The sequence below is a fragment of the Paraniabella aurantiaca genome (genome assembly GCF_050309965.1).
Classification (GTDB): Bacteria; Bacteroidota; Bacteroidia; order Chitinophagales; family Chitinophagaceae; genus Niabella.
In genome coordinates this window covers 1,446,195-1,466,076 of the sequence record NZ_JBLOSY010000002.1, presented here as the reverse complement: position 1 = coordinate 1,466,076, position 19,882 = coordinate 1,446,195, and the positions used below count along the sequence as shown (strand labels likewise).

Annotated in this window: 18 protein-coding genes and 1 tRNA gene; 11 read left to right on the top strand and 8 right to left on the bottom strand. The window is 41.5% G+C overall.

Going from position 1 to position 19,882, the window contains the following annotated elements; translation table 11 throughout:
* Positions 1–95 precede the first annotated feature (95 nt).
* Positions 96–665, top strand: a complete 570-nt coding sequence (locus ACLOAU_RS20425; protein ID WP_427863751.1) for a Crp/Fnr family transcriptional regulator — start codon at positions 96–98, stop codon at positions 663–665.
* A gap of 81 nt (positions 666–746) precedes the next feature.
* Positions 747–1,607, top strand: a complete 861-nt coding sequence (locus ACLOAU_RS20420) for an SDR family oxidoreductase (protein WP_427863750.1) — start codon at positions 747–749, stop codon at positions 1,605–1,607.
* 244 nt (positions 1,608–1,851) lie between these two features.
* Here the strand turns inward: ACLOAU_RS20420 and ACLOAU_RS20415 are convergent, their stop codons facing one another.
* On the bottom strand, positions 1,852–2,895 hold the full coding sequence (locus ACLOAU_RS20415) for an SDR family oxidoreductase (protein ID WP_427863749.1): 1,044 nt from the start codon (positions 2,893–2,895) through the stop codon (positions 1,852–1,854).
* Between the two features lie 178 nt (positions 2,896–3,073).
* On the opposite strand from ACLOAU_RS20415, the gene ACLOAU_RS20410 reads away from it, so the two are divergent.
* On the top strand, positions 3,074–3,865 hold the full coding sequence (locus ACLOAU_RS20410; protein WP_427863748.1) for an AraC family transcriptional regulator: 792 nt from the start codon (positions 3,074–3,076) through the stop codon (positions 3,863–3,865).
* Between the two features lie 92 nt (positions 3,866–3,957).
* On the opposite strand, the gene ACLOAU_RS20405 is transcribed toward ACLOAU_RS20410, so the two are convergent.
* Entirely contained in the window at positions 3,958–4,878 is a 921-nt protein-coding gene (locus tag ACLOAU_RS20405) for a helix-turn-helix domain-containing protein (RefSeq protein ID WP_427863747.1), read from the bottom strand.
* A 61-nt stretch (positions 4,879–4,939) separates the two neighbouring features.
* Complete coding sequence (locus ACLOAU_RS20400) at positions 4,940–5,713, bottom strand: SDR family NAD(P)-dependent oxidoreductase (RefSeq protein WP_427863746.1); 774 nt, start codon at positions 5,711–5,713, stop codon at positions 4,940–4,942.
* A 280-nt stretch (positions 5,714–5,993) separates the two neighbouring features.
* Here ACLOAU_RS20400 and ACLOAU_RS20395 point away from each other — a divergent pair, with 280 nt between their 5' ends.
* The 4 genes from ACLOAU_RS20395 (at position 5,994) to ACLOAU_RS20380 (ending at position 9,034) form a co-directional block, all read left to right on the top strand.
* Complete coding sequence (locus tag ACLOAU_RS20395; protein WP_427863745.1) at positions 5,994–6,548, top strand: putative glycolipid-binding domain-containing protein; 555 nt, start codon at positions 5,994–5,996, stop codon at positions 6,546–6,548.
* 73 nt (positions 6,549–6,621) lie between these two features.
* Positions 6,622–6,969: a VOC family protein gene (locus ACLOAU_RS20390; RefSeq protein ID WP_427863744.1), complete on the top strand. Its 348-nt coding sequence runs from the start codon at positions 6,622–6,624 to the stop codon at positions 6,967–6,969.
* Between the two features lie 414 nt (positions 6,970–7,383).
* The gene (locus tag ACLOAU_RS20385) at positions 7,384–7,959 is read left to right on the top strand and encodes a Crp/Fnr family transcriptional regulator (protein ID WP_427863743.1); all 576 of its coding nucleotides are present in this window, start codon (positions 7,384–7,386) and stop codon (positions 7,957–7,959) included.
* Between the two features lie 64 nt (positions 7,960–8,023).
* The gene (locus ACLOAU_RS20380; RefSeq protein ID WP_427863742.1) at positions 8,024–9,034 is read left to right on the top strand and encodes an NAD-dependent epimerase/dehydratase family protein; all 1,011 of its coding nucleotides are present in this window, start codon (positions 8,024–8,026) and stop codon (positions 9,032–9,034) included.
* Positions 9,035–9,104: 70 nt separating this feature from the next.
* Here the strand turns inward: ACLOAU_RS20380 and ACLOAU_RS20375 are convergent, their stop codons facing one another.
* The 4 genes from ACLOAU_RS20375 to ACLOAU_RS20360 all read right to left on the bottom strand — a co-directional run bounded on the left by ACLOAU_RS20375 (position 9,105) and on the right by ACLOAU_RS20360 (position 11,871).
* Positions 9,105–9,908, bottom strand: a complete 804-nt coding sequence (locus ACLOAU_RS20375; RefSeq protein ID WP_427863741.1) for a helix-turn-helix domain-containing protein — start codon at positions 9,906–9,908, stop codon at positions 9,105–9,107.
* Between the two features lie 21 nt (positions 9,909–9,929).
* A complete protein-coding gene (locus tag ACLOAU_RS20370; RefSeq protein ID WP_427863740.1) occupies positions 9,930–10,331 on the bottom strand; it encodes a GlcG/HbpS family heme-binding protein in 402 nt (133 codons plus the stop codon).
* Positions 10,332–10,396: 65 nt separating this feature from the next.
* Positions 10,397–11,188 carry an SDR family oxidoreductase gene (locus tag ACLOAU_RS20365; RefSeq protein WP_427863739.1) on the bottom strand — a complete coding sequence of 264 codons (792 nt, stop codon included), beginning with the start codon at positions 11,186–11,188 and terminating at the stop codon, positions 10,397–10,399.
* Between the two features lie 599 nt (positions 11,189–11,787).
* Positions 11,788–11,871: transfer RNA gene (locus tag ACLOAU_RS20360), tRNA-Leu, on the bottom strand.
* A gap of 196 nt (positions 11,872–12,067) precedes the next feature.
* On the opposite strand from ACLOAU_RS20360, the gene ACLOAU_RS20355 reads away from it, so the two are divergent.
* On the top strand, positions 12,068–13,267 hold the full coding sequence (locus tag ACLOAU_RS20355; RefSeq protein WP_427863738.1) for an NAD(P)-dependent oxidoreductase: 1,200 nt from the start codon (positions 12,068–12,070) through the stop codon (positions 13,265–13,267).
* 70 nt (positions 13,268–13,337) lie between these two features.
* Here the strand turns inward: ACLOAU_RS20355 and ACLOAU_RS20350 are convergent, their stop codons facing one another.
* Positions 13,338–15,527: a glutamine synthetase III family protein gene (locus tag ACLOAU_RS20350; protein ID WP_427863737.1), complete on the bottom strand. Its 2,190-nt coding sequence runs from the start codon at positions 15,525–15,527 to the stop codon at positions 13,338–13,340.
* A 334-nt stretch (positions 15,528–15,861) separates the two neighbouring features.
* Here ACLOAU_RS20350 and proC point away from each other — a divergent pair, with 334 nt between their 5' ends.
* From proC to pyrG, 3 genes are all read left to right on the top strand, one after another.
* Positions 15,862–16,656 (top strand): pyrroline-5-carboxylate reductase, encoded by a 795-nt coding sequence (gene proC, locus ACLOAU_RS20345; RefSeq protein ID WP_427863736.1) that lies wholly within the window; start codon positions 15,862–15,864, stop codon positions 16,654–16,656.
* A 32-nt stretch (positions 16,657–16,688) separates the two neighbouring features.
* Positions 16,689–18,002 (top strand): hypothetical protein, encoded by a 1,314-nt coding sequence (locus ACLOAU_RS20340; RefSeq protein WP_427863735.1) that lies wholly within the window; start codon positions 16,689–16,691, stop codon positions 18,000–18,002.
* Between the two features lie 195 nt (positions 18,003–18,197).
* Entirely contained in the window at positions 18,198–19,841 is a 1,644-nt protein-coding gene (gene pyrG / locus ACLOAU_RS20335) for a CTP synthase (RefSeq protein WP_427863734.1), read from the top strand.
* Positions 19,842–19,882: the final 41 nt, after the last annotated feature.

Below are 19,882 nucleotides of genomic sequence, written 5' to 3'. Positions count from 1 at the left end.
TATCATAGTTCTGGTCTGCTACAATTTGAAAAGGTTATTTTTATTTTTTACCATATGGTAAATGAATGACCCGAACTGTAAACTATCTTTAGGTAATGGAGGCATTGGTAAATCTCATCCTGCAATTTGGAGACCTGAACAAACAGCAAATCGAGTTTTTGTTGAGTAAGGTTGAAACACTTGAATTCAAAAAAGACGACTACCTGTCGGAAGCGGGAAAGGTGCCCCGGTATGTGGCGTTCGTGTTAGAAGGCGTATTCCGCTTTTGCTATTATAACAACAAGGGCGAAGAGATCACTAATTATTTTGTGGACGAGGGCAACTTTGTGGTAGATAATGAAAAGTTCGAATCACAGATCGCGGCTTCGGAATATGTACAGGCTGTTACTGACTGTAAAGTACTTGTTTTTAACAAAAAGGATTGGGATGATATATCCAACACTATTGTGGGCTGGGAAATGATGAAAGCCAACATGGTAAAAAAATGCCTTACGCTGGCTATGGAGCGACGCAGCCCTTTGGTTTCTGAAGATGCCACCACGCGTTACCTGTCATTCATTGAGGGCTTCCCTAACCTGATCAATCGCATCCCACTTTCGTACATAGCCTCCTACCTCGGTATCACCCAACAATCGCTCAGCCGCATACGCAGCAATATTCGCTAGCAACGCTTTTTACCATTTGGTAAATGTTTTGCGGCTGCCATGTTCAACCTTTGCTTATTCATTAAAAACAATTAAAAAAAGATGAGCAAAAAGATTGTATTGATAACCGGAACAAATAGTGGTTTTGGCTGGCTTACGGCCCACAGCGTGGCCACATTAGGACACCAGGTATACGCCACAATGCGCGATACCCAGGGCCGTAATGCGGATAAAGCCCAGGCCCTTGCGGCCCTAGAGAACGTAACCGTTTTGGATGTTTCCCTGACCGACGACGAAAGTGTAAAGCAAGCCGTCCAAACCATTTTGGCCAAAGAAGGCACTATTGATGTGCTGGTGAATAACGCCGGCTACGGTATGACGGGTGTGGCCGAGAGCTTTACCACGGCCGATGTGCACACTACTTTTGACATCAATGTTTATGCCCCCTGGCGACTAATCAAACAAGTGTTGCCTGTTATGCGCAAGCAGGCCGAAGGACTGATCATTAACGTGACCAGCGGCTTTGGGCGGGTATCTTTCCCGTTCGCTACCATTTATGCAGCCTCCAAATTTGCACTGGAAGGAATAAGTGAGGGCCTGCATTACGAAGTAAAACGTTTAGGTATTGATGTGGCGATTGTGGAGCCAGGCGCTTTCCCTACCGAAATGCAGCAAAAGAACTATCCTGCGTCTGATCAGGGCGTGTTTGAAGGGTATGGCGCCATTGCTCATATACCCAACAAAATGGTAGCCGCATTGGGCGGAGAGATGCAGGCTAAAAATCCTAACCCACAGGAGGTTGCCGACGCCATAGTAAAGCTGATCGACACCCCGAAAGGCGCCCGGCCATTGCGCACCGTGGTTGATCCTATCACCGGCCAATATATCGAAGCTGCCAACCAGGCGGTAGCCGATCAATTTGCCAAAGGATTGACGGTATTTGGGATGGGTGAGCTACTGTAAAAGCAGCAGAGCAGATCTAATGGAAACTGCAGTGGCGCGGCCACTGCAGTTTTGCCTGGTAGCTATTGCATCATTTCAACATAGTGTTTACTTTACGTTCAATATAACCCGTAATAGATAACGCCATATTTTTTACAATTTGTTCAATATCTGAATGTTTTTTTAAAGATATCTTACGGTAAAGCGCTTAAATTGTGGATTAGTTTGAAACGCGGAGGGATAAACGATGCCCTACATACAACCATTAAGGAATAATTCTCTTTATTCGCATTTCATCAAACAGTCTAAAGAACATTTTCTCGGTATCAACAAATTCGTGGAACCCAAAGCGCCTGGCTTTACTACCGTCTCCCAAAAAATCATAATCCCATGAAAACACTGAGTCGGCGAAAGTCCAGGACGATAATTCCCTATAGGGATATTTTTCTAAACCATACCTGTCTTGCATAGCCTCATAAACAGCTTCTTTATCAGCCATTACCTGGGTTAATGACAGCTGTAGTGGGAATGCTGCCGGCATATCAAAGTAGGCTGCTATCTTCGGCCAGAGGTCATTCCATCTAAAAAGGTCGCCATTACTGATATTGAATGCCTGGTTGGCGCATTGGGGCGAAGTCGCAGCCCATACAGTAGCTTGGGCCAGCAGGCCTGCGTCGGTCATTTCAAGCAATTTATCATAGGCACCCGGCTTACCCGGGAAACGCAATGGAATCCCAAGTTCTTTGGAAAGGCTTGCATACACAGCGATAGCCATGGCCAGGTTCATAGGGTTGCCGGTCGCTGTTCCGCCAACTACCGAGGGCCGGATGGCAGACCATGACCAATCTTTCCCTATCTGCCGCTTTTCAAGAAAGTATTGCTGCTCAAGATTGAACTCTGTAGAGATTAGCTGGTCATCGCTTTCTTTGGCAGGTGTTTTAAACTGTCCGTAATGGGCACCGTATACTTTATATCCCTGCATCAGGCTGACATGCTGTAAATTGGCTACTGGTTCAATTGCATTAAGTACATTAAAAAGCATTGCCAGATTAGGTGCAACAAGCTCCGCCCAGGTAGGCCGGTCCTGATAAGCAGTATAGAATATATGTGTGATACCGGATAGTGCACCTAGTTTTGCTATACAATCATCTTTATCAAGAAGATCAACAGAAATATAGGATAGTGCTTTGCTGTTCGTTCCGCCGCGGCGGGACAGGCCGATGATATTCCATGTACCCAGGCTTTGCAAGTGATTAATCAGATTGGTCCCTATAACGCCATTTGCGCCGACCACAAGTGCTGTATTCATGATTTACTTTATTTATTTTTTCTTTTCGGAGCCAGCGTATCAACAAGGAAAAGGTTGCCTAATCTTTGTCTGACATTTTACCCTGGCTGGCTATCCGTTTGCTATTTATTTTGCAAAGTTCCTGCTAATACCATGTCGACCCCGGTAATAATCCGTGAGTTTTTTGTATATTTCTAACATGAAACGTTATCGTCAGTACGAACCTCTCCTCATAGCCGATTTTACGGCCAACAAATGGCAGCATCCGCTCCACAACCATAATCATTATGAGCTGATATACATCAAAGCAGGAAAGGGCGTGCATGTTATTAATGGGGTAACATTTCCCTATGACTCCGGCGATATTTTTTTAATCGGGCCCGAAGAAACGCACCGCTTCGAGATTGAGCAACCGACATATTTTATTTACCTTAAATTCACGGACCAGTATATGCATCGTGCCGGTGGGCAGATCAGGGACGGTGTGCAGCACCTGGAATATCTTGTCAAGAGCCGCGAAACACATTTCGCCGGGTTTAAGCTATCAACCCGGGACAGCATAATCGTTGACAGGATCTTCAATGTGGTCCTCTCCCTGAAGGCAGACAGTTTCGCCAACGATCAGCTCATCTGGATGCAGGTACTGTCATTGGCAGCTATTCTTCAGCGTAATATGCCTGAACTGAAACCTGCCGGCCCGCGACATAAGGATATGCAGGCCGTCTTTTGCTATATTCACAAAAACATCTATTATCCAGACCTCTTGAAGGCTGTGGTAATGGCCGGTCATTTTAATGTATCACCAGACTACATCGGGCCCTATTTTAAAAGGAGTACCGGCATAACCTTGCGACAGTATATCAGCGATTACCGCTATAACATTATCAGGCAACGAATAGGTGGTGGCAATTACAGTCTTAAACAGATCGCAAGCGATTTTGGCCTCACAGATGAAAGTCATGTGAGTAAAATTCTCCGGGTATCGAAGTAATTCAAGGTAATTCCTGGCACAAAATATCGGGATCGCAAAAGCGGCGAATACGAAATACTGTCTCGTATACCTTATTGAATGACGTTCATAATTTAGTTGAACGAGGCTCTAAACTCCAGGGGAGATTGATTTGTTTTATTCTTAAAAAGCTTGCTAAAACTTTGCGAATGTTCAAAACCAAGCTCATAGGCAATTTCGGCAACACTTAACCGCGTTGTGCTCAGCCGCTGCTTTGCTTTCTCAATCAATTTTTCATGGATATATTGCTGCGCATTCTGGCCGATGAGCGAACGAAGCAAATCGCCCAGGTAACCGGGTGAAAGATTTAGCTGGTCGGAGAGGAATTTGACAGTAGGCACTCCTTGATGTATAGCCTGGTTGCTATTGAGGTAATTGTCCAGAATGGCTTCTGTTTTCACCAGGATATCATCGTTGGCCACTTTTCGTGTAATAAACTGGCGTTTATAAAAGCGGTTAACATAACTCAACAGCAATTCAATCTGAGCGATCATAACTTCCTGGCTGAATTCATCAACACGGCTATTGAGCTCTTCTTCCATATTCCTAAAAACAGAAAGGATAGTACCTCTTTCTGCGTCGGATAAATGTAATGCTTCATTAGATGAATAAGCAAAGTAACCATATTGTTTGATCTTATTGGCCAAAGGGTAGCCCAGCAAAAAATCGGGATGGATTAGCAAAATGTAACAATATGTTTTGCTATTATACTCCGTACTGCCAACTAATTGGTTCGGCGCTAAGAAAAGCATGCTGCCTTCATTATAATCGTAATAAGCCCGTCCGTACTTCAATCTTCCGTTGTTATGCGTAATGAAAGTGATTTTATAGAAGCTAAGCAGATCGTAGATCGGAGCCATACTTGAATTAAAGGGATTTTGCTCATTGAAATGGACAAGGCTGATCAGGGGATGTTGCGGTTTGGGCAGGCCAAACGCCTTGTGGGTTTCCGATATCGATATAAACCGTATGAGATTATCGTCCTTATTTTTCATCTTATAAATATACTAAAACCCGGGGCTATTTTCCTGCCCCGGGTCATTGACCGCTATTATGTTACCAGGGAATTATATTGTCTGTACCTGCATAGTGCGCGGGTCCTGTAAAGCTTCCTGTAGACAGGTCTTCTGCTAAGGCTACCCTTATAGGCTCAACAGATCCTTCCTCTACCGTGTCGGTTCCCTGGAAATTATTAAGGGCCGTAGCTGTAAAACCAGGGCTTACTAAATGTACTTTGATATTTTCATTTTGTAACTCGTTGGCCAGTGAAAGAAAAACGCCGTTGAGTGCAGTTTTAGACGCACCATAAACGGCGTCGAATGCAGAGCGATAGGGATTAGCCGGGTTGGCATTTAAAGTAAGTGACCCTAATGCGCTTGAAACTGTGACAATTCTTGCTGCCTCTGTTTTGCGTAATAGCGGGAGAAAGGCTTGTGTCACAGCAAGCGTTCCAAACACGTTTGTGTCCCAAACTGCTTTCATCTCATCGATAGGTGCAATGCTGGCACGTTGAGCACCAAGAACCTCTTCCATTGTTCGGCCCGGTTTTCCAGCGTTCGAGATAGCTGCGTTATTAACCAGCAATGTAAGATAACCTACTTCGCTTTGTACTTGCGTTACTGCCGCCTCAATTGAACCAGTATCCGTGATATCCAATTGAATGGCCTTTGACTGGTCTCCTATTTCCTTTGCGGCAATTGCTCCTTTGTCCGGATTTCTGGCGCCAACGTAAACGGTATAGCCGTTACCAGCTAACGCCCTGGCAATCTGGAAACCTACACCTGTATTTGCTCCTGTTACCAGTGCAACTTTCTTTGTTTCTTTCTGCATTTCCTTGATTTTAAATTTATAGAACAAAGTTCAGCAAGGGTGCAGAAATGCCTGTAGCCAAAATGGGAAATGATGTATCCGAATTGGGGAATAGGAGAAAAACTAAATTGCCTGATGTTTTGGTGCTGCAGTAGCTAAGGCGAACATGAATGCCCGATCTGAAAAAGTCTTAATCAAGTCAATCTGAAATAAAGCTTTTTTAAGAACGGTAGCTGTTTCAATAGCGACATGCTTATGGTGTGAAATTTGTTACAAGTTACTAACCGGAAACTTATAATAAATGAAATCATTAATCTGGAAAGGCATTCTCTACAATTCGATGGAACATTTACAAATTTCCGAAAGCCAGGAAACAATTCAAGTTGAGTCAGGCATAATTGGCTCGTTTCAGGAAAGCGATTATATTGTCAGGTACAGGGCAGAAATAACAAAAGATTGGACGGTCACAACCTTCCATATCATATCTGAAGTAAATGGCAGGGTACAAGAAATTAGCGGTACAAAAGAAAATAGCAGCTGGATTATAAACGGAGAGCCGGATACACGTTTTATTGATTTTAGCTTTATTGATATAAGCTTATCGCCGTTCACGAATACTTTGCCTATCAATAACCTGGATATGGCTGTTGGCGGGGAACAGGAAATTACAGTAATCTACATTGATATCCTGGAAGGAGAGATAAAGCCCACCCGGCAGAGGTATTCCAAAATATCTGAAGCTACATACAGGTATGAAAATGTTTATGACGATTTTAGAGCAGATATCCGGGTAGATGAGGAAGGGTTTGTCTTATTTTACCCTGGCTTGTTTGAACGGTCCGTATCGACAAACTAAACTTTATTACTTAAAGGTAAAATGGTATTGAACAGTATTCATATTGAACTTAGGCTAAAAAATGAAAGAATTTATGTCACTAAGAATTTTATCGATTGTATGGGGAGTAAAAAACTTACAAAGAGCTATAGCATTTTGGAGCCAGGCTTTACAATATAAACTAAAAAGGGAGCCTGACGAAGATTTTGCAATACTTGTTCCAAAGGAAGGCCATGGCATGCAGTTATCTCTTAAGCTGGTTAGTTCCGAAGAAGCGAAACGACACCACATAGACCTGATAACCGATGATCAGCAGGCTGAAGTAGAAAGGTTAGTGATGTTAGGAGCTACGAAGCTCAAAGGCTTGAAATATGAAGCTGGCGCAGATCACGTCGTTTTATCGGATCCTGATGGCAACTCTTTTGGCGTGGTGCTGGCTTGATTTGCCAGGCCGACTCACCCATTCCGGGAAGGAATCGACATTGGCATTAGTCATCTCAACTGTATTCTTAGAACTGAGTCTTTATAAATGCAAGATAATTTGAAGCTATAACCTATGCCAATACCACAACACGATTTCAATTTAATTTCATGACAAATGCGTCAAACCCAATATGGCTAAAAACCAGTTTCCATTGTAAAAGTCCAAATGATAATAGTTCAGGCTACCTGTAAGCCAGGTCACAATGTTATGGGAAACAAAAAAAAGTGTTAGCCCTCTAAACCTGGAACAACACCATTTGGCCTGCAGCCTCAACAAGCTTAAAACTAATGATACGGCTGTATGATTTTGGGCAGATCGGAATGAAAGTAAATAACGCTTTATTCCAGGAGCTATGTTTTCTACATTTGCAGTATGCACAATCAACTCATTCAGCTTATTGTACAAAATGTGAAACCTTCTGACCAGGAAAGAAATTTGTGCCTGCAATATTTTGAACCTATTCGATATCCTAAAAACAGGATCATCGAAGAAGAGGGAAAAATTCCGGCTTATCTTTATTTCATTGTTTCCGGCTTTGTTCGCTTGTTCCATTACAATGATAAGGGAGATGAACAGACTACTCATATCAATTGCCCTCCGGGTTTCATTACCTCCTATAATCATTTCACAGGTCAGAGCAAATCAGATGAGAATCTGGAGTGTATTACCGAATGTGAGCTCTTACGCATCACGAAAACAGATCTTGATTTACTGATCCGGGAAAGCCCGGCCTTCAAAGATTTCAGTATTTTGATATTTCAGCAATCGCTGTCTTATAATGAAAAACGTTCTAAAGAGCTCGCTACGCTTAGTACTGAGCAGCGTTATTTAAAACTGATGAACAATCACCCGGAAATACTTCACAATGTACCTATGCAATACATTGCTTCTTTCCTCGGGATGAATCCTAAAAGTTTGAGTCGTATCCGAAAACAAATTATTTGGTAACATTTGTGAAGTGGTTTTGAATGAGCAAGATTGAACTTTGCTTTCTCATTTTAAATCAATGGATATGACAAATAAAAATTTAGTGCTGGTGTCCGGAGCAAACGGACATTTGGGAAATAACCTTGTAAGACTGCTAATAAAAAAAGGATTCCGGGTGCGGGCCTCTGTTCGAAACATACAAAACCCGGATGGTCTCAAAGATCTTGATTGCGAAGTGGTTCAGGCAGACATTACAGATAAATCTTCTTTTGTAAAGGCATTGCAAGGTGTTGATACATTTTATGCAGTGGGTGCAGCGTTTAAATTATGGGCTAAAAATCCGAAAAAAGAGATCTATGATGTGAATATGCAGGGAACCCGCAACACCATGGAAGCTGCAGCAGAAGCCGGGGTCAAAAGAATCATTTATGTAAGCTCCATCGCAGCATTGGATTACACCCACCTTCCTACAAAAGAAAGTAACGGCTACAATCCTGATCGCAGGGACATGTATTATAATTCGAAAAACGATGGAGAAAGGCTGGCTTTCCGGTTAGCCAAAGAATTGGGAATAGAATTAGTTTCAGTTATGCCGGGAGCAATGATAGGAGGTGAAGCACTTTTACCTCTGAATGTATCTTATGGCGTATTAAGGCTGATACTAAACAAGAAAATTCCGATGGATACTAAGATAACACTCAATTGGGTGGATGTAAAAGATGTAGCTGAAGGCTGCTATCTTGCCGCTCAAAAGGGTCGCCCGGGAGAACGGTACATTCTTGCAAACGAAAAGTGTATTACCATTACAGACACAACTATACTTGCTCAAAAACTATATCCCGGATTAAAACTTAAGATTCCCGGTACAGTACCTAAATTTATATTATATGCGATTGCAGGATTAATGGAGTTTTCAGCAAAGATTAGTGGGAAACCGCCTGTTCTCACTACTAAAGACATCGCTATGTTTTCAGGATTACAGCAAAACTTTGATATCTCCAAATCAAGGGAAGAGCTAGGTTTTAATCCCAAGAATGCAGAGGTTGCAGTAAAAGAAGCACTTGACTACCTGATTAAACATAAGGAATTGCTTTAGATTTTTAGCCAGGATGCCTTATCACTATGCTGACCGGCTATAATGAAGCTTGCTTTTTTTAAAAAGTATTTTAAATTTCAGTAGTTGTTACCCCAAATTTCTGTTTAAACGTATAATAGAAATGAGACAGATTTTCAAAGCCCAGGTCCAGATAAAAATCAGCGGGTTTTTCTTTCTTTTGTTTAATCAGATACATTGCCTCGTTCAATCGTTTATCTCTTAACCATTGTTTAGGCGTATTATCGAATACCTTTGCAAAGTCGCGTTTGAAGCCAGATACACTTCTTCCGGTTAGCTTTGCGAATGCTTCCACCGAAACATTAAACATATAATTTTGATTCATGAATTCTTCCAAATCTATTTTATATGGCTCTGAAAAGTCAAACAGAATTTGCTTTAAATCAGGGTTGCTTTGAAGCAATAGCTCAATAGCTTCCCTGATTTTTAAATTTGCCAGTTTAGGCGTTGCTTCTTTAGTTTTGTTTATATAAGGGCCGAGTGAAAGAAAATAGGCAATGAGAAAGTCGTCGGGTTCAAAAAACACTTTTTGCTTTATTTCCGGCCGGTTGTCCAATACGATCTTATGTTCAAGAGCATACTGCCGTAGTATTTCCCGATCCAGTGTGATGGACACAAACTGGTACTTTCCCGATTTAGACGGATATTTTATAGTTCGTATCAATTGATTTCTCCTGACCAATACTACTGTATTTTCCCCGATAACCATATTGCCTTCTACACCAAATGCATGGGTTTCACCTGATAGCTGAAATCCTAAAAAATGTTCTGGTATAAACTCTTCGTATCCCCTGTATTTTTCAAAAGCGCAAGAATAGACTAATTTGTCAAATATGATTTCACTGTTTTGTTCCATTTAACAAAGGTCTTAAAAAAATCAAGAAAGAGCTTTTGCTCCGGCTTCTGCAATTTCTTTGTCTTGTTCTGGTGTTCCTCCGGAAGAACCAATAGCGCCGACAATTTTGCCTTTGTTATTTTTAATTACCATGCCCCCTGCAATAGTCAATAGTCCTCCGTTCGCATTCAACATACCGCAACTATGCAGTCCGGCAACTGCAATAATGGATCCCATAACATCGCTGTCTACACCAAACATTATAGCCGTTTTTGCTTTCTTTACTGCAAAGTCTAACACACCATACACACTATCCAGTCTTGCAAGATTCATTAAATGCCCCCCGGTATCAACTACTGCGATGCTTACGGGAATATTCAATTCTCTTGCTTTTTCAATAGAAGCATTCATCGCTTTTTGTGTTTCATCATATGTAATATTCATATTATTTGGGTTTTTGTTGGAGAAAAAGGAAGCACAGATATTAGCCTGTGCTCTCACAAAATGATTTAGCTTTTTACTGTCCAGGCGTCTGCTTGTAGCTGTTTTATAAAATCTTCTGTCTCTTTTGGATGTACATTTCTGAAATTTGAATTTCCATCCAATGCCACATTTACAATTGTATCTGCCATTGACTGAGGGTCTAGCTGATTTTTCAATGATTCGGCTGCATCTTCAAAAGCTGTTGGAGGCGTAAAATTTTTCTCAGGATTATACCAGCGAAAAATAGAGTCAACGCCACGGTCATTGAATCCTGTACCAAACACTCCCGGATTACAGGTAGCGATTTTAATATTGAATGCTGCCAATTCTGTTTTAAGACCTTCGGCAATCGACTCCATTGCATGCTTTGACGCACAATAAGCTGCCACGTAAGGAACTGTCCAAAGTGCGCCCATAGATGTTGTAAATACAATTTTCGCCGGCTTTTTTTGCTCAATCCATTTTTTTATAAAGCCCTGCGATAATTGCAAACCGCCAAATACATTCACGTCAAACATTGAACGGATTAACTCCAGAGGTTGTTCGGCAATAGGTCCACCCTCCATTATTCCTGCATTACTAATGAGAATATCAATGTCATATTTGCCTATGATATACTCAATATCACGGGTATTGGTTACATCTAGCTTATCAACGGTCAACTCAACTCCTGATTCTTTTGATTCCCGCATCAGGTCGCTTACCTGGGGGTAAACCTGTGTAGTGGCAATTACTTTGTACCCCTTTTTAGCTAAGTCAAATGCAGCAATTTTTCCAAAACCGCTTGCTGCTCCTGTAATTAAAATTGTTTTGCTCATTTTTACTGATTTAAAAAGTATGAAGCAAAAATGAACTAATTACGATTGTTTTTTATTGCCCGGAAGTCCAAATACCTGTTGGTGTAAAGTCCATCAGAGAACTTCAACAATCCCGACATGGTCTTCATTATATTTAAGTCAGCAGAAAATTCATTATTGAAGCCGGTAGTATATTATTGAGGTTATGGTATTGATCAATATAGCATGTTTAGCTAAAAAGTAATTCACGTTAAGGTGGTTAGATACATTTGTCATAGGTTTGCAATTACCGTTATAATTGAAAACACAGGCAGGGAGTTCCAAATACCGTCATTGTAGTGGGTGATGTTATTCCGTCAGGCGACCTTTTTCTTAAAATACCCTAAAGATCATTCATTACAGTCAGCCCAAGGTTCCCAATGTTATTTGAAATATGTATTAAAGAATACGCTCTCTTTTATGATCTGCTGACAGGTTCGCATTGCCTTGGAAAGTTTGCGTGAAAAATCCTCTCAAACCAAAGTTTTCTGAAGGGAAACCAAAAATCCAACAATATAGGATAAGCTTTGTCAGCACAACGTTTCATGGCATAAAAAAACCCCGCTAATTGCGGGGTGTTGTGCCCAGAACAGGAATCGAACCTGCACTCCGTTGCCGAAACAAGATTTTGAGTCTAGCGCGTCTACCAATTCCGCCATCTGGGCTTCTCTTTGAAACGGGGTGCAATATTACGAAATAATCATCAAAAATACACCCTGTTACAAAGTATTATTTTACTCCCCTATTTACAGCAGCTTTTCCTGGGTATAAGAACCTTCAGTATCCATTTCCCTATATTTTTTAATACAGTCATTCAAAAATCTTTAAAGTAAATTGCATAGAACCTTGCTACAAAGTTATATGATTAAAATTGGCATCATCAAAGAAGAAAAGATACCTGCCGACAACCGGGTGGCTCTCACACCCGACCAGTGCAAGTGGCTTCTGTCTCATAACAACAACTTATCTATAGTTGTTCAACCTTCCGCCATACGTTGCTTCCAGGATACAGAGTATGAACGGGCTGGCGCTGTGCTATCAGACGATCTGCAAGACTGCTCTGTTCTTTTAGGTATCAAGGAAGCTGCTATTGACAGCCTGATTGAGGATAAGACCTACCTGTTCTTCTCTCATACCCGCAAAAAGCAGCCCCATAACCGCCACCTGCTAAGAGCCATTTTAAATAAAAATGTCACCTTAATCGATTATGAGTGCCTGGAGCATGACGATGGTCAACGGATTATCGGCTTCGGTTTTTTTGCAGGAATTGTGGGCGCCCATAATGGCATTATGGCCTATGGCAAAAGAACCGGCCTGTACCACCTGGAAAGGGTTTTTAAACAAAAAAATTTCAAAGAATTAATACATAGCTATTTTGGATTGAAACTGCCCAATATAAAGGTAGCAGTAACCGGCAGTGGCCGCGTAGCACATGGCCTTATCGAGATCATGAATTTACTGGGATTGCACGAGGTAGAACCCGAAGACTATTTAAAAAGAAGGTTTGCCTACCCCGTATACACGCAACTAAAAGGTAAAGACCTGTACGAGCATGAAATCACCGGTAATTACAGCCGTGAAGACTTTCATGAACACCCCCAGAATTACCAGAGCAAATTTTTACCTTATGCCAGCCAGACTGATATTTTACTAAACGGTGTTTACTGGGAAGAAGGAATTCCAAGGCTTTTCAGGAAAGAACATATAGCGCAACCCGATTTCATCATTCAAACGATTGCAGATATCTCTGATGACAAAGCAGGCTCTATACCGGTGAATAAGGGTAGCGCAACCATTGAAGACCCGGTTTACGGCATTGATAAATTGTCCCTTGCCCAAACGGCGCCTTATAAAGACAACTCCATAGATATAATGGCAGTAAGTAATTTACCTAACGAGTTGCCCCGGGATGCCAGCCGCTATTTTGGAGAACAGCTGATTAAATATGTTTGGGACGACCTGATAAAAGGCGGAAATACTATTATTCAACGAGCCACCATAGCATCGGGAGGCAAGCTAACCCCACATTTCGGCTACCTGCAGGACTATGTGGCTGACTAAGAGGTTTGAACAATACAAAAAAAAGCCGCTGCATTGCTACAGCGACTTTAACTTATCATTGAATTGCTTATTAGCGTAAGAACAATAACTCGCGATATTTAGGCAGGTACCATTCTTTATCGTCAACCAACAGCTCTAATTTATCAGCGTGGTAACGGATCTGGTCGAAGAAGGCCGCTTTTACCTGGCTTTCATAAGCGATCGCCTTAGTACGTGTATCTTCGATTGCATTCGCAATTTTACGTGCCTGGATCATTTTTTCTACCAGGTCGCTGGCTTTGTTGATATGCTCAGAGATCTTATCGAGGATTTGCTTTTGATTGGCATACGCTTCTTCAGTTAAACCAGCTTCTTTCAAACCCCTGATGTTTTTAGCCAACAGGTTTTGATAGCGGATCGCCGGAGGCAGGATCATACTGGTAGCCATTTCACCCATGATGCGACCTTCGATCTGTACTTTCTTAATATATTTTTCCAGCTCGATCTCATGTCTTGCATGCAGCTCAGAATGACTGTAGATGCCATTTTCAACAAACAGCTTGGTATTCTTTTCATTTACCATTGCATCCAAAGCCAAAGGAGTTGTTTTCAGGTTAGGAAGACCTCTTTTTTCTGCTTCTTTTTCCCATGCTTCGCTGTAACCGTCACCTTCAAACAAAATTTTCTCGCTGCTTACGATGTAATCGTTGATCACCTGCATAATAGCGATCTCTTTCTTCTCTCCTTTTTCGATCAGGCCGTCAACATCTGATTTAAAGTTTTTCAGTGTTTGTGCCATGATCGTGTTCAGCACCGTCATTGGACTTGCGCAGTTGGCTGTAGAACCTACGGCTCTGAACTCAAACTTGTTACCCGTGAAGGCAAATGGAGAAGTACGGTTACGATCGGTATTATCTAATAAAAGATCCGGGATGTTTTTATGGATATCCAGTTTCAGCATGCTTTCGTCCTGCTCATCCATATCACCGCTTACACGCTGTTTAATATCGTTTAACACCTTCGTCAGGTACTCACCAATAAATACAGAGATAATAGCAGGAGGCGCTTCGTTGGCTCCTAACCTGTGATCATTGGGCGCAGAAGCAATAGAAGCTCTCAATACATCCGCATAATCATGAACCGCTTTAATGGCATTTACAAAGAATGTAAGGAACATCAAATTGGTTTTTGGTGTTTTACCAGGAGCTAATAAGTTAACACCAGTATCAGTTGATAAGCTCCAGTTGTTGTGCTTACCGCTACCGTTGATACCAGCAAATGGTTTCTCGTGCAATAAAACACGCAGGCCATGCCTGATAGAAATGCGGCTCATTACATCCATCAACAAAGTGTTGTGGTCAACCGCAAGGTTCGCTTCTTCGAAGATAGGCGCACACTCAAACTGAGCAGGGGCCACCTCGTTGTGACGGGTTCTTAAAGGAATACCTAATTTATAGCACTCGTTTTCAAAATCACGCATAAAAGCATACACTCTTTCAGGAATAGATCCGAAATAATGATCTTCTAATTGCTGGTTTTTAGCTGAGTTATGCCCGTATAAAGTACGGCCACACATTACCAGGTCAGGTCTTGCACGGAACAAACCATCGTCTATAACGAAATATTCCTGCTCCCAGCCTAAAGTAACATTAACACGGGTTACATTTCTGTCAAAGAAATTACAAACATCTACCGCTGCTTTGTTCAACAGGTCGATAGATTTCAATAAAGGTGCTTTATAATCTAAAGATTCACCAGTGTATGAAATAAAAATGGTAGGGATACAAAGTGTACGGCCATGACCAATTTCAATAATAAAAGGAGGTGAAGAAGGGTCCCAACCAGTATATCCTCTTGCTTCAAAAGTAGCACGCAGGCCACCATTAGGGAAAGAAGATGCATCAGGCTCCTGCTGAATCAAAGCAGCGCCATCAAATTCTTCGATAGGTGTACCATCGCTTTTCAGCGTAAAAAACGAATCATGCTTTTCAGCGGTAGTACCTGTAAGTGGCTGAAACCAGTGTGTAAAGTGAGTTACACCTTTGCTTTCTGCCCAGGCACGCATACCATTAGCGATGTTAGAAGCAACGTTTCTGTCGATTTTCTGCCCCGATTTGATAGAAGCGACTATACTTTTATAAGCGTCATCGCTTAAATACTCTCTTGCAGTTTTAAGGTTAAATACATGCGATCCAAATACCGTAGTGATCTTTGGCGTAATTTTTCCCAACTCATCTGTTGTAGCCGGAATGTTCGAAAGTGCAGAAATTCTTAAAGACATCGTGATAAGTTTGTTTTAATTGAGTGCAAATATACGATTTGAGGGATTTTTTTATTAAAAATATTTGTAATTATTACAAAAAATATAATTATTACTATGTTTTCTCCACTTTTTATAACATTATCTAATTTAATAATGCGTTGAGCAATCTATTTTAGTTTTCTTCAAAACATCACTATCCCATGGGTGTGCCCGGAGGAATACAATTCATACAGATTAACCTAAAACGGGAAAATGCCGTAATCTTCACAGGCTTTTGTAGATTTGCCAGCCTTACAAAAGTCATAGCATCGGTACACCGCTGCATCATTCATTTTTTTTAAAACAAATATCAGTGTCTCAAAAAATAGCCATCATTGGCGGAGGAAACTTAGGTACCGCTATAGCACAGGGATTAATCAAGAGTGATTTCTGCAATCCGGCAGATATTACCATTACCAAAAGAAACATATCTACCCTGAAAGGTGAACTGCCGAAAACGGTTAAGATCACTGACGACAACGTGAAAGCCGCTTCGGGCAGCGATGTTATCATTCTTGCGGTAAAGCCCTTCCAGGTGGAAGGCGTTATGAAGACTATTGCGCCGGTACTCCATAAAAAACAGGTTTTAATTTCGGTTATTACAGGTGTAACGGTAAGCGATCTGAAGGAAATGGCCCAGGTAGAGCTGCCCGTGTTCCGCGCTATGCCCAATACGGCTGTTGCCATCCAGGAAAGCATGACCTGCATTAGCTACGAAAACGCAACAGACAAACAGGTGCAGTTCGTTACAAAAATGTTTAATACAGTGGGGAAAGTTGCGGTTATTGACGACAAACTGATGGATGCGGCTACTGTGCTCGGAGCCTGTGGAACCGCTTTTGCACTACGATACATAAGAGCGAACATACAGGGCGGGATAGAAATTGGGTTCGATGCCAAAACCGCCAGCCTTATTGCCGCTCAAACAGTTAAAGGCGCTGCAGAACTGTTGCTGGTAAACAATACGCACCCCGAGCAGGAAATTGATAAAGTTACTACCCCAAAGGGCTGCACGATCGTAGGTTTAAATGAAATGGAACACAGAGGCTTTAGTTCTTCATTGATCCGAGGTGTGATTACCAGCTATAAAAAAATTGCAAGGGATTAGAAACACAAACACTACCCGCTAACACTTGACATATGAATAACCAGCACCCAACAAATTTGTTACAGCCTCCGGCTGCATGGAATTGGTATGAGAAGATCTTATTCAGATTCTTTTTTGTATTCTTCATTCTGTTTATTCTTCTAAACAACAATGGCGCTTTTCCAACGGAAGTAGCATCTTTTACGGCACCGATATCCAACCAGTTTAGCAAGCTGGTGCCCTGGATAAGCAAACAGGTTTTAAAAATTCCATACGAATTTGAACAAAATGGATATGGCAGCGGAGACAATACTTATTCCTATGTAATTTTATTCATTATTTTTTCAATTGCTGTTTTAGCAACCATTTTATGGTCAACAATAGATTGGAAACGCAAAAGCTATGTAAAACTTTACTATTGGTTAACCGTTCTGGTGCGGTTTTATGTGGCTTTTATGCTTTTTAATTATGGAATAGTAAAAATTATCAAACTACAATTCCCTTCTCCACACGTTGGGCGGCTTATGCAACCTTATGGAGAGTCATCTCCTATGGGATTAGCATGGACTTTTTTAGGGTTTTCGAAGGGCTATAATATTTTTATGGGTGTAGCCGAGTGCGCAGCTCTTTTATTGCTTTTTAGAAGAACCATGACTTTTGGCGCTATAATAACCCTCATGACAGCGGCCAATATAATGGCGGTGAATTATTTTTTTGATGTTCCCGTAAAAATTCTTTCTACCATGCTGGTGGTTATGACGTTATTTTTATTGGCACACGATATAAAACGCCTATGCCTGTTCTTATTTTCTGGAAAGCCCGTGTCGTTACCTACGATCAAAGCGCCTGTTTTATCAAAGAAATGGATGCGTATCACTAAGCTGTCTTTAAAAATATTGCTTATTGCCGCTACCCTTATTCCCAAAATAAACTACGCTTTTTCAGCCGATAAAGAGTACGGCGAAAATGCTGCTACCTCTACCTACCTGGGATTTTACGAGGTAAAGAAATTTATAGTTAATAACAAAGAAGTGCCTGCAATTTCGGCCGATTCAACCCAATGGAAGCATCTCAATATCAGAAGCCAAAGACCGGCCACTATACGGTTTATGACTGACAGCCTGAAAAGCTACGAGTATAAATTTATATATGGAAAAGAAAATTATATTGAACTAACCCCGGTTGGTGAACCCGCCTACACCAAAAAGACGCTGAAAATCGAAAGCGACAGAAATGGGATTACCTCTCTCTCGGGGAAGCTGGATGCGGATTCTGTACAGATATTTTTACACAGAAAGAAAAAAGACGAGTTTCTGCTTATGAACAGAGGATTTAACTGGATCAACGAGCGTCCTTTCAACAGGTAATGTCTTTCAACTAACAAGCATTTTAATATATCCGTGCTAATTCCTATCTTTGCATGACCTCCATAAGTTTCCCTTAGCGGAGTATTTCTGCTGGTCGTTTAAGATCCTTTTTTCATACTAAATTTTATCACAACATTGTCTGCAAGTACCTTTTTACTTGTTTGATAATATTTTATTGAGTGTAAACAACTTTTTATGGCCAAGTATATTTTTGTTACGGGTGGCGTAACATCTTCTTTAGGTAAGGGAATCATCGCAGCCTCATTAGCCAAGCTGTTACAGGCAAGGGGCTTCAGGGTTACCATCCAAAAGTTCGATCCATATATTAATATAGATCCGGGAACCCTTAACCCTTACGAGCACGGTGAGTGCTATGTTACCGAAGATGGCGCAGAAACGGACCTGGACCTTGGTCACTACGAACGTTTTTTAAATATTTTCACCTCGCAGGCCAATAATGTAACTACCGGCCGTATTTACCAAACGGTTATTAATAAGGAAAGAGAAGGCGCCTACCTGGGTAAAACCGTTCAGGTAGTACCTCATATCACCAATGAGATCAAGCGTCGTATGATGGAGTTGGGTACTACCGGCGAGTATGATATTGTGATTACGGAGATCGGCGGTACTATTGGCGACATCGAGAGCTTACCTTTTGTGGAAGCTATCCGTCAATTACAGTGGGAGCTACCCGAAGAAGATACAGTTGTTATCCACTTAACCTATATCCCTTACCTGAAAGCAGCAAAAGAACTAAAAACAAAACCTACGCAGCATAGTGTAAGAATGCTGAGTCAGGAAGGAGTAAGACCGGATATTATTGTGTGCAGAACGGAAAAACCCTTAACTCCCGAATTGAAAAGGAAGATCGCCTTATTCTGTAATGTAAAACAGGAAGCTGTGATCGAAGCAACCGACCAGTCTACCATTTACGAAGTACCATTGGCCATGTTGCGGGAAAAACTGGACCTGACCTGTCTGAAAAAAATGAACATGACAGATTATCCTGAGCCGGAACTTTCTAAATGGCGTACTTTTCTCGATAAATTAAAATACCCGAAAACGGTTGTACGCATTGGACTTATCGGTAAGTATCTCGAACTTCAGGATGCTTATAAATCTATCTTAGAGGCTTTTGTACATGCAGGCGCGGTAAACGAATGCCAGGTACAGATCATAAATGTACATAGCGAGTATATTACTGATGAAAATGTAGAAGAAAAACTGGCAGGGCTGGAAGGGTTACTGGTAGCTCCCGGATTCGGACTCAGAGGAATTGAAGGAAAAATAACAGCCGTGAAATATGCCCGTGAAAATGGCCTGCCTTTCTTCGGAATTTGCCTGGGTATGCAAATGGCAGCTATTGAATTTGCCAGGAATGTTTTAGGCTTGAAAGACGCCAATTCTACCGAAATGGATGAAAATGCTTCGGAGCCGGTTATCGCATTAATGGAAGAACAAAAGAAGGTGACCGAAAAAGGGGGTACTATGAGATTAGGTTCTTATACCTGCTCGGTAAAACCTGGCAGCCTGGCACATACTATTTATGAGGCTGAAAACATTACTGAAAGGCACAGGCATCGTTGGGAGTTTAACAATAAATACCTCGATGCGTTTGAAAAAGCGGGCATGGTGGCCAGCGGTAAGAACCCTGATAGCGGATTAGTGGAAGTGATCGAGCTTCCTACCCACCCTTTCTTTATAGGAGTGCAATACCACCCCGAATTAAAAAGTACGGTAGAGAATCCACAGCCCATTTTTGTACATTTTGTAAAGGCGGCCATGGCCTACAGCGCTGTTAACCCCAAAGATCGTAAGGTTGAATTAGCTAAGATCTAATTAGTTTCTTCCTATATAATTATTATTAAGGCTCCCCTCTG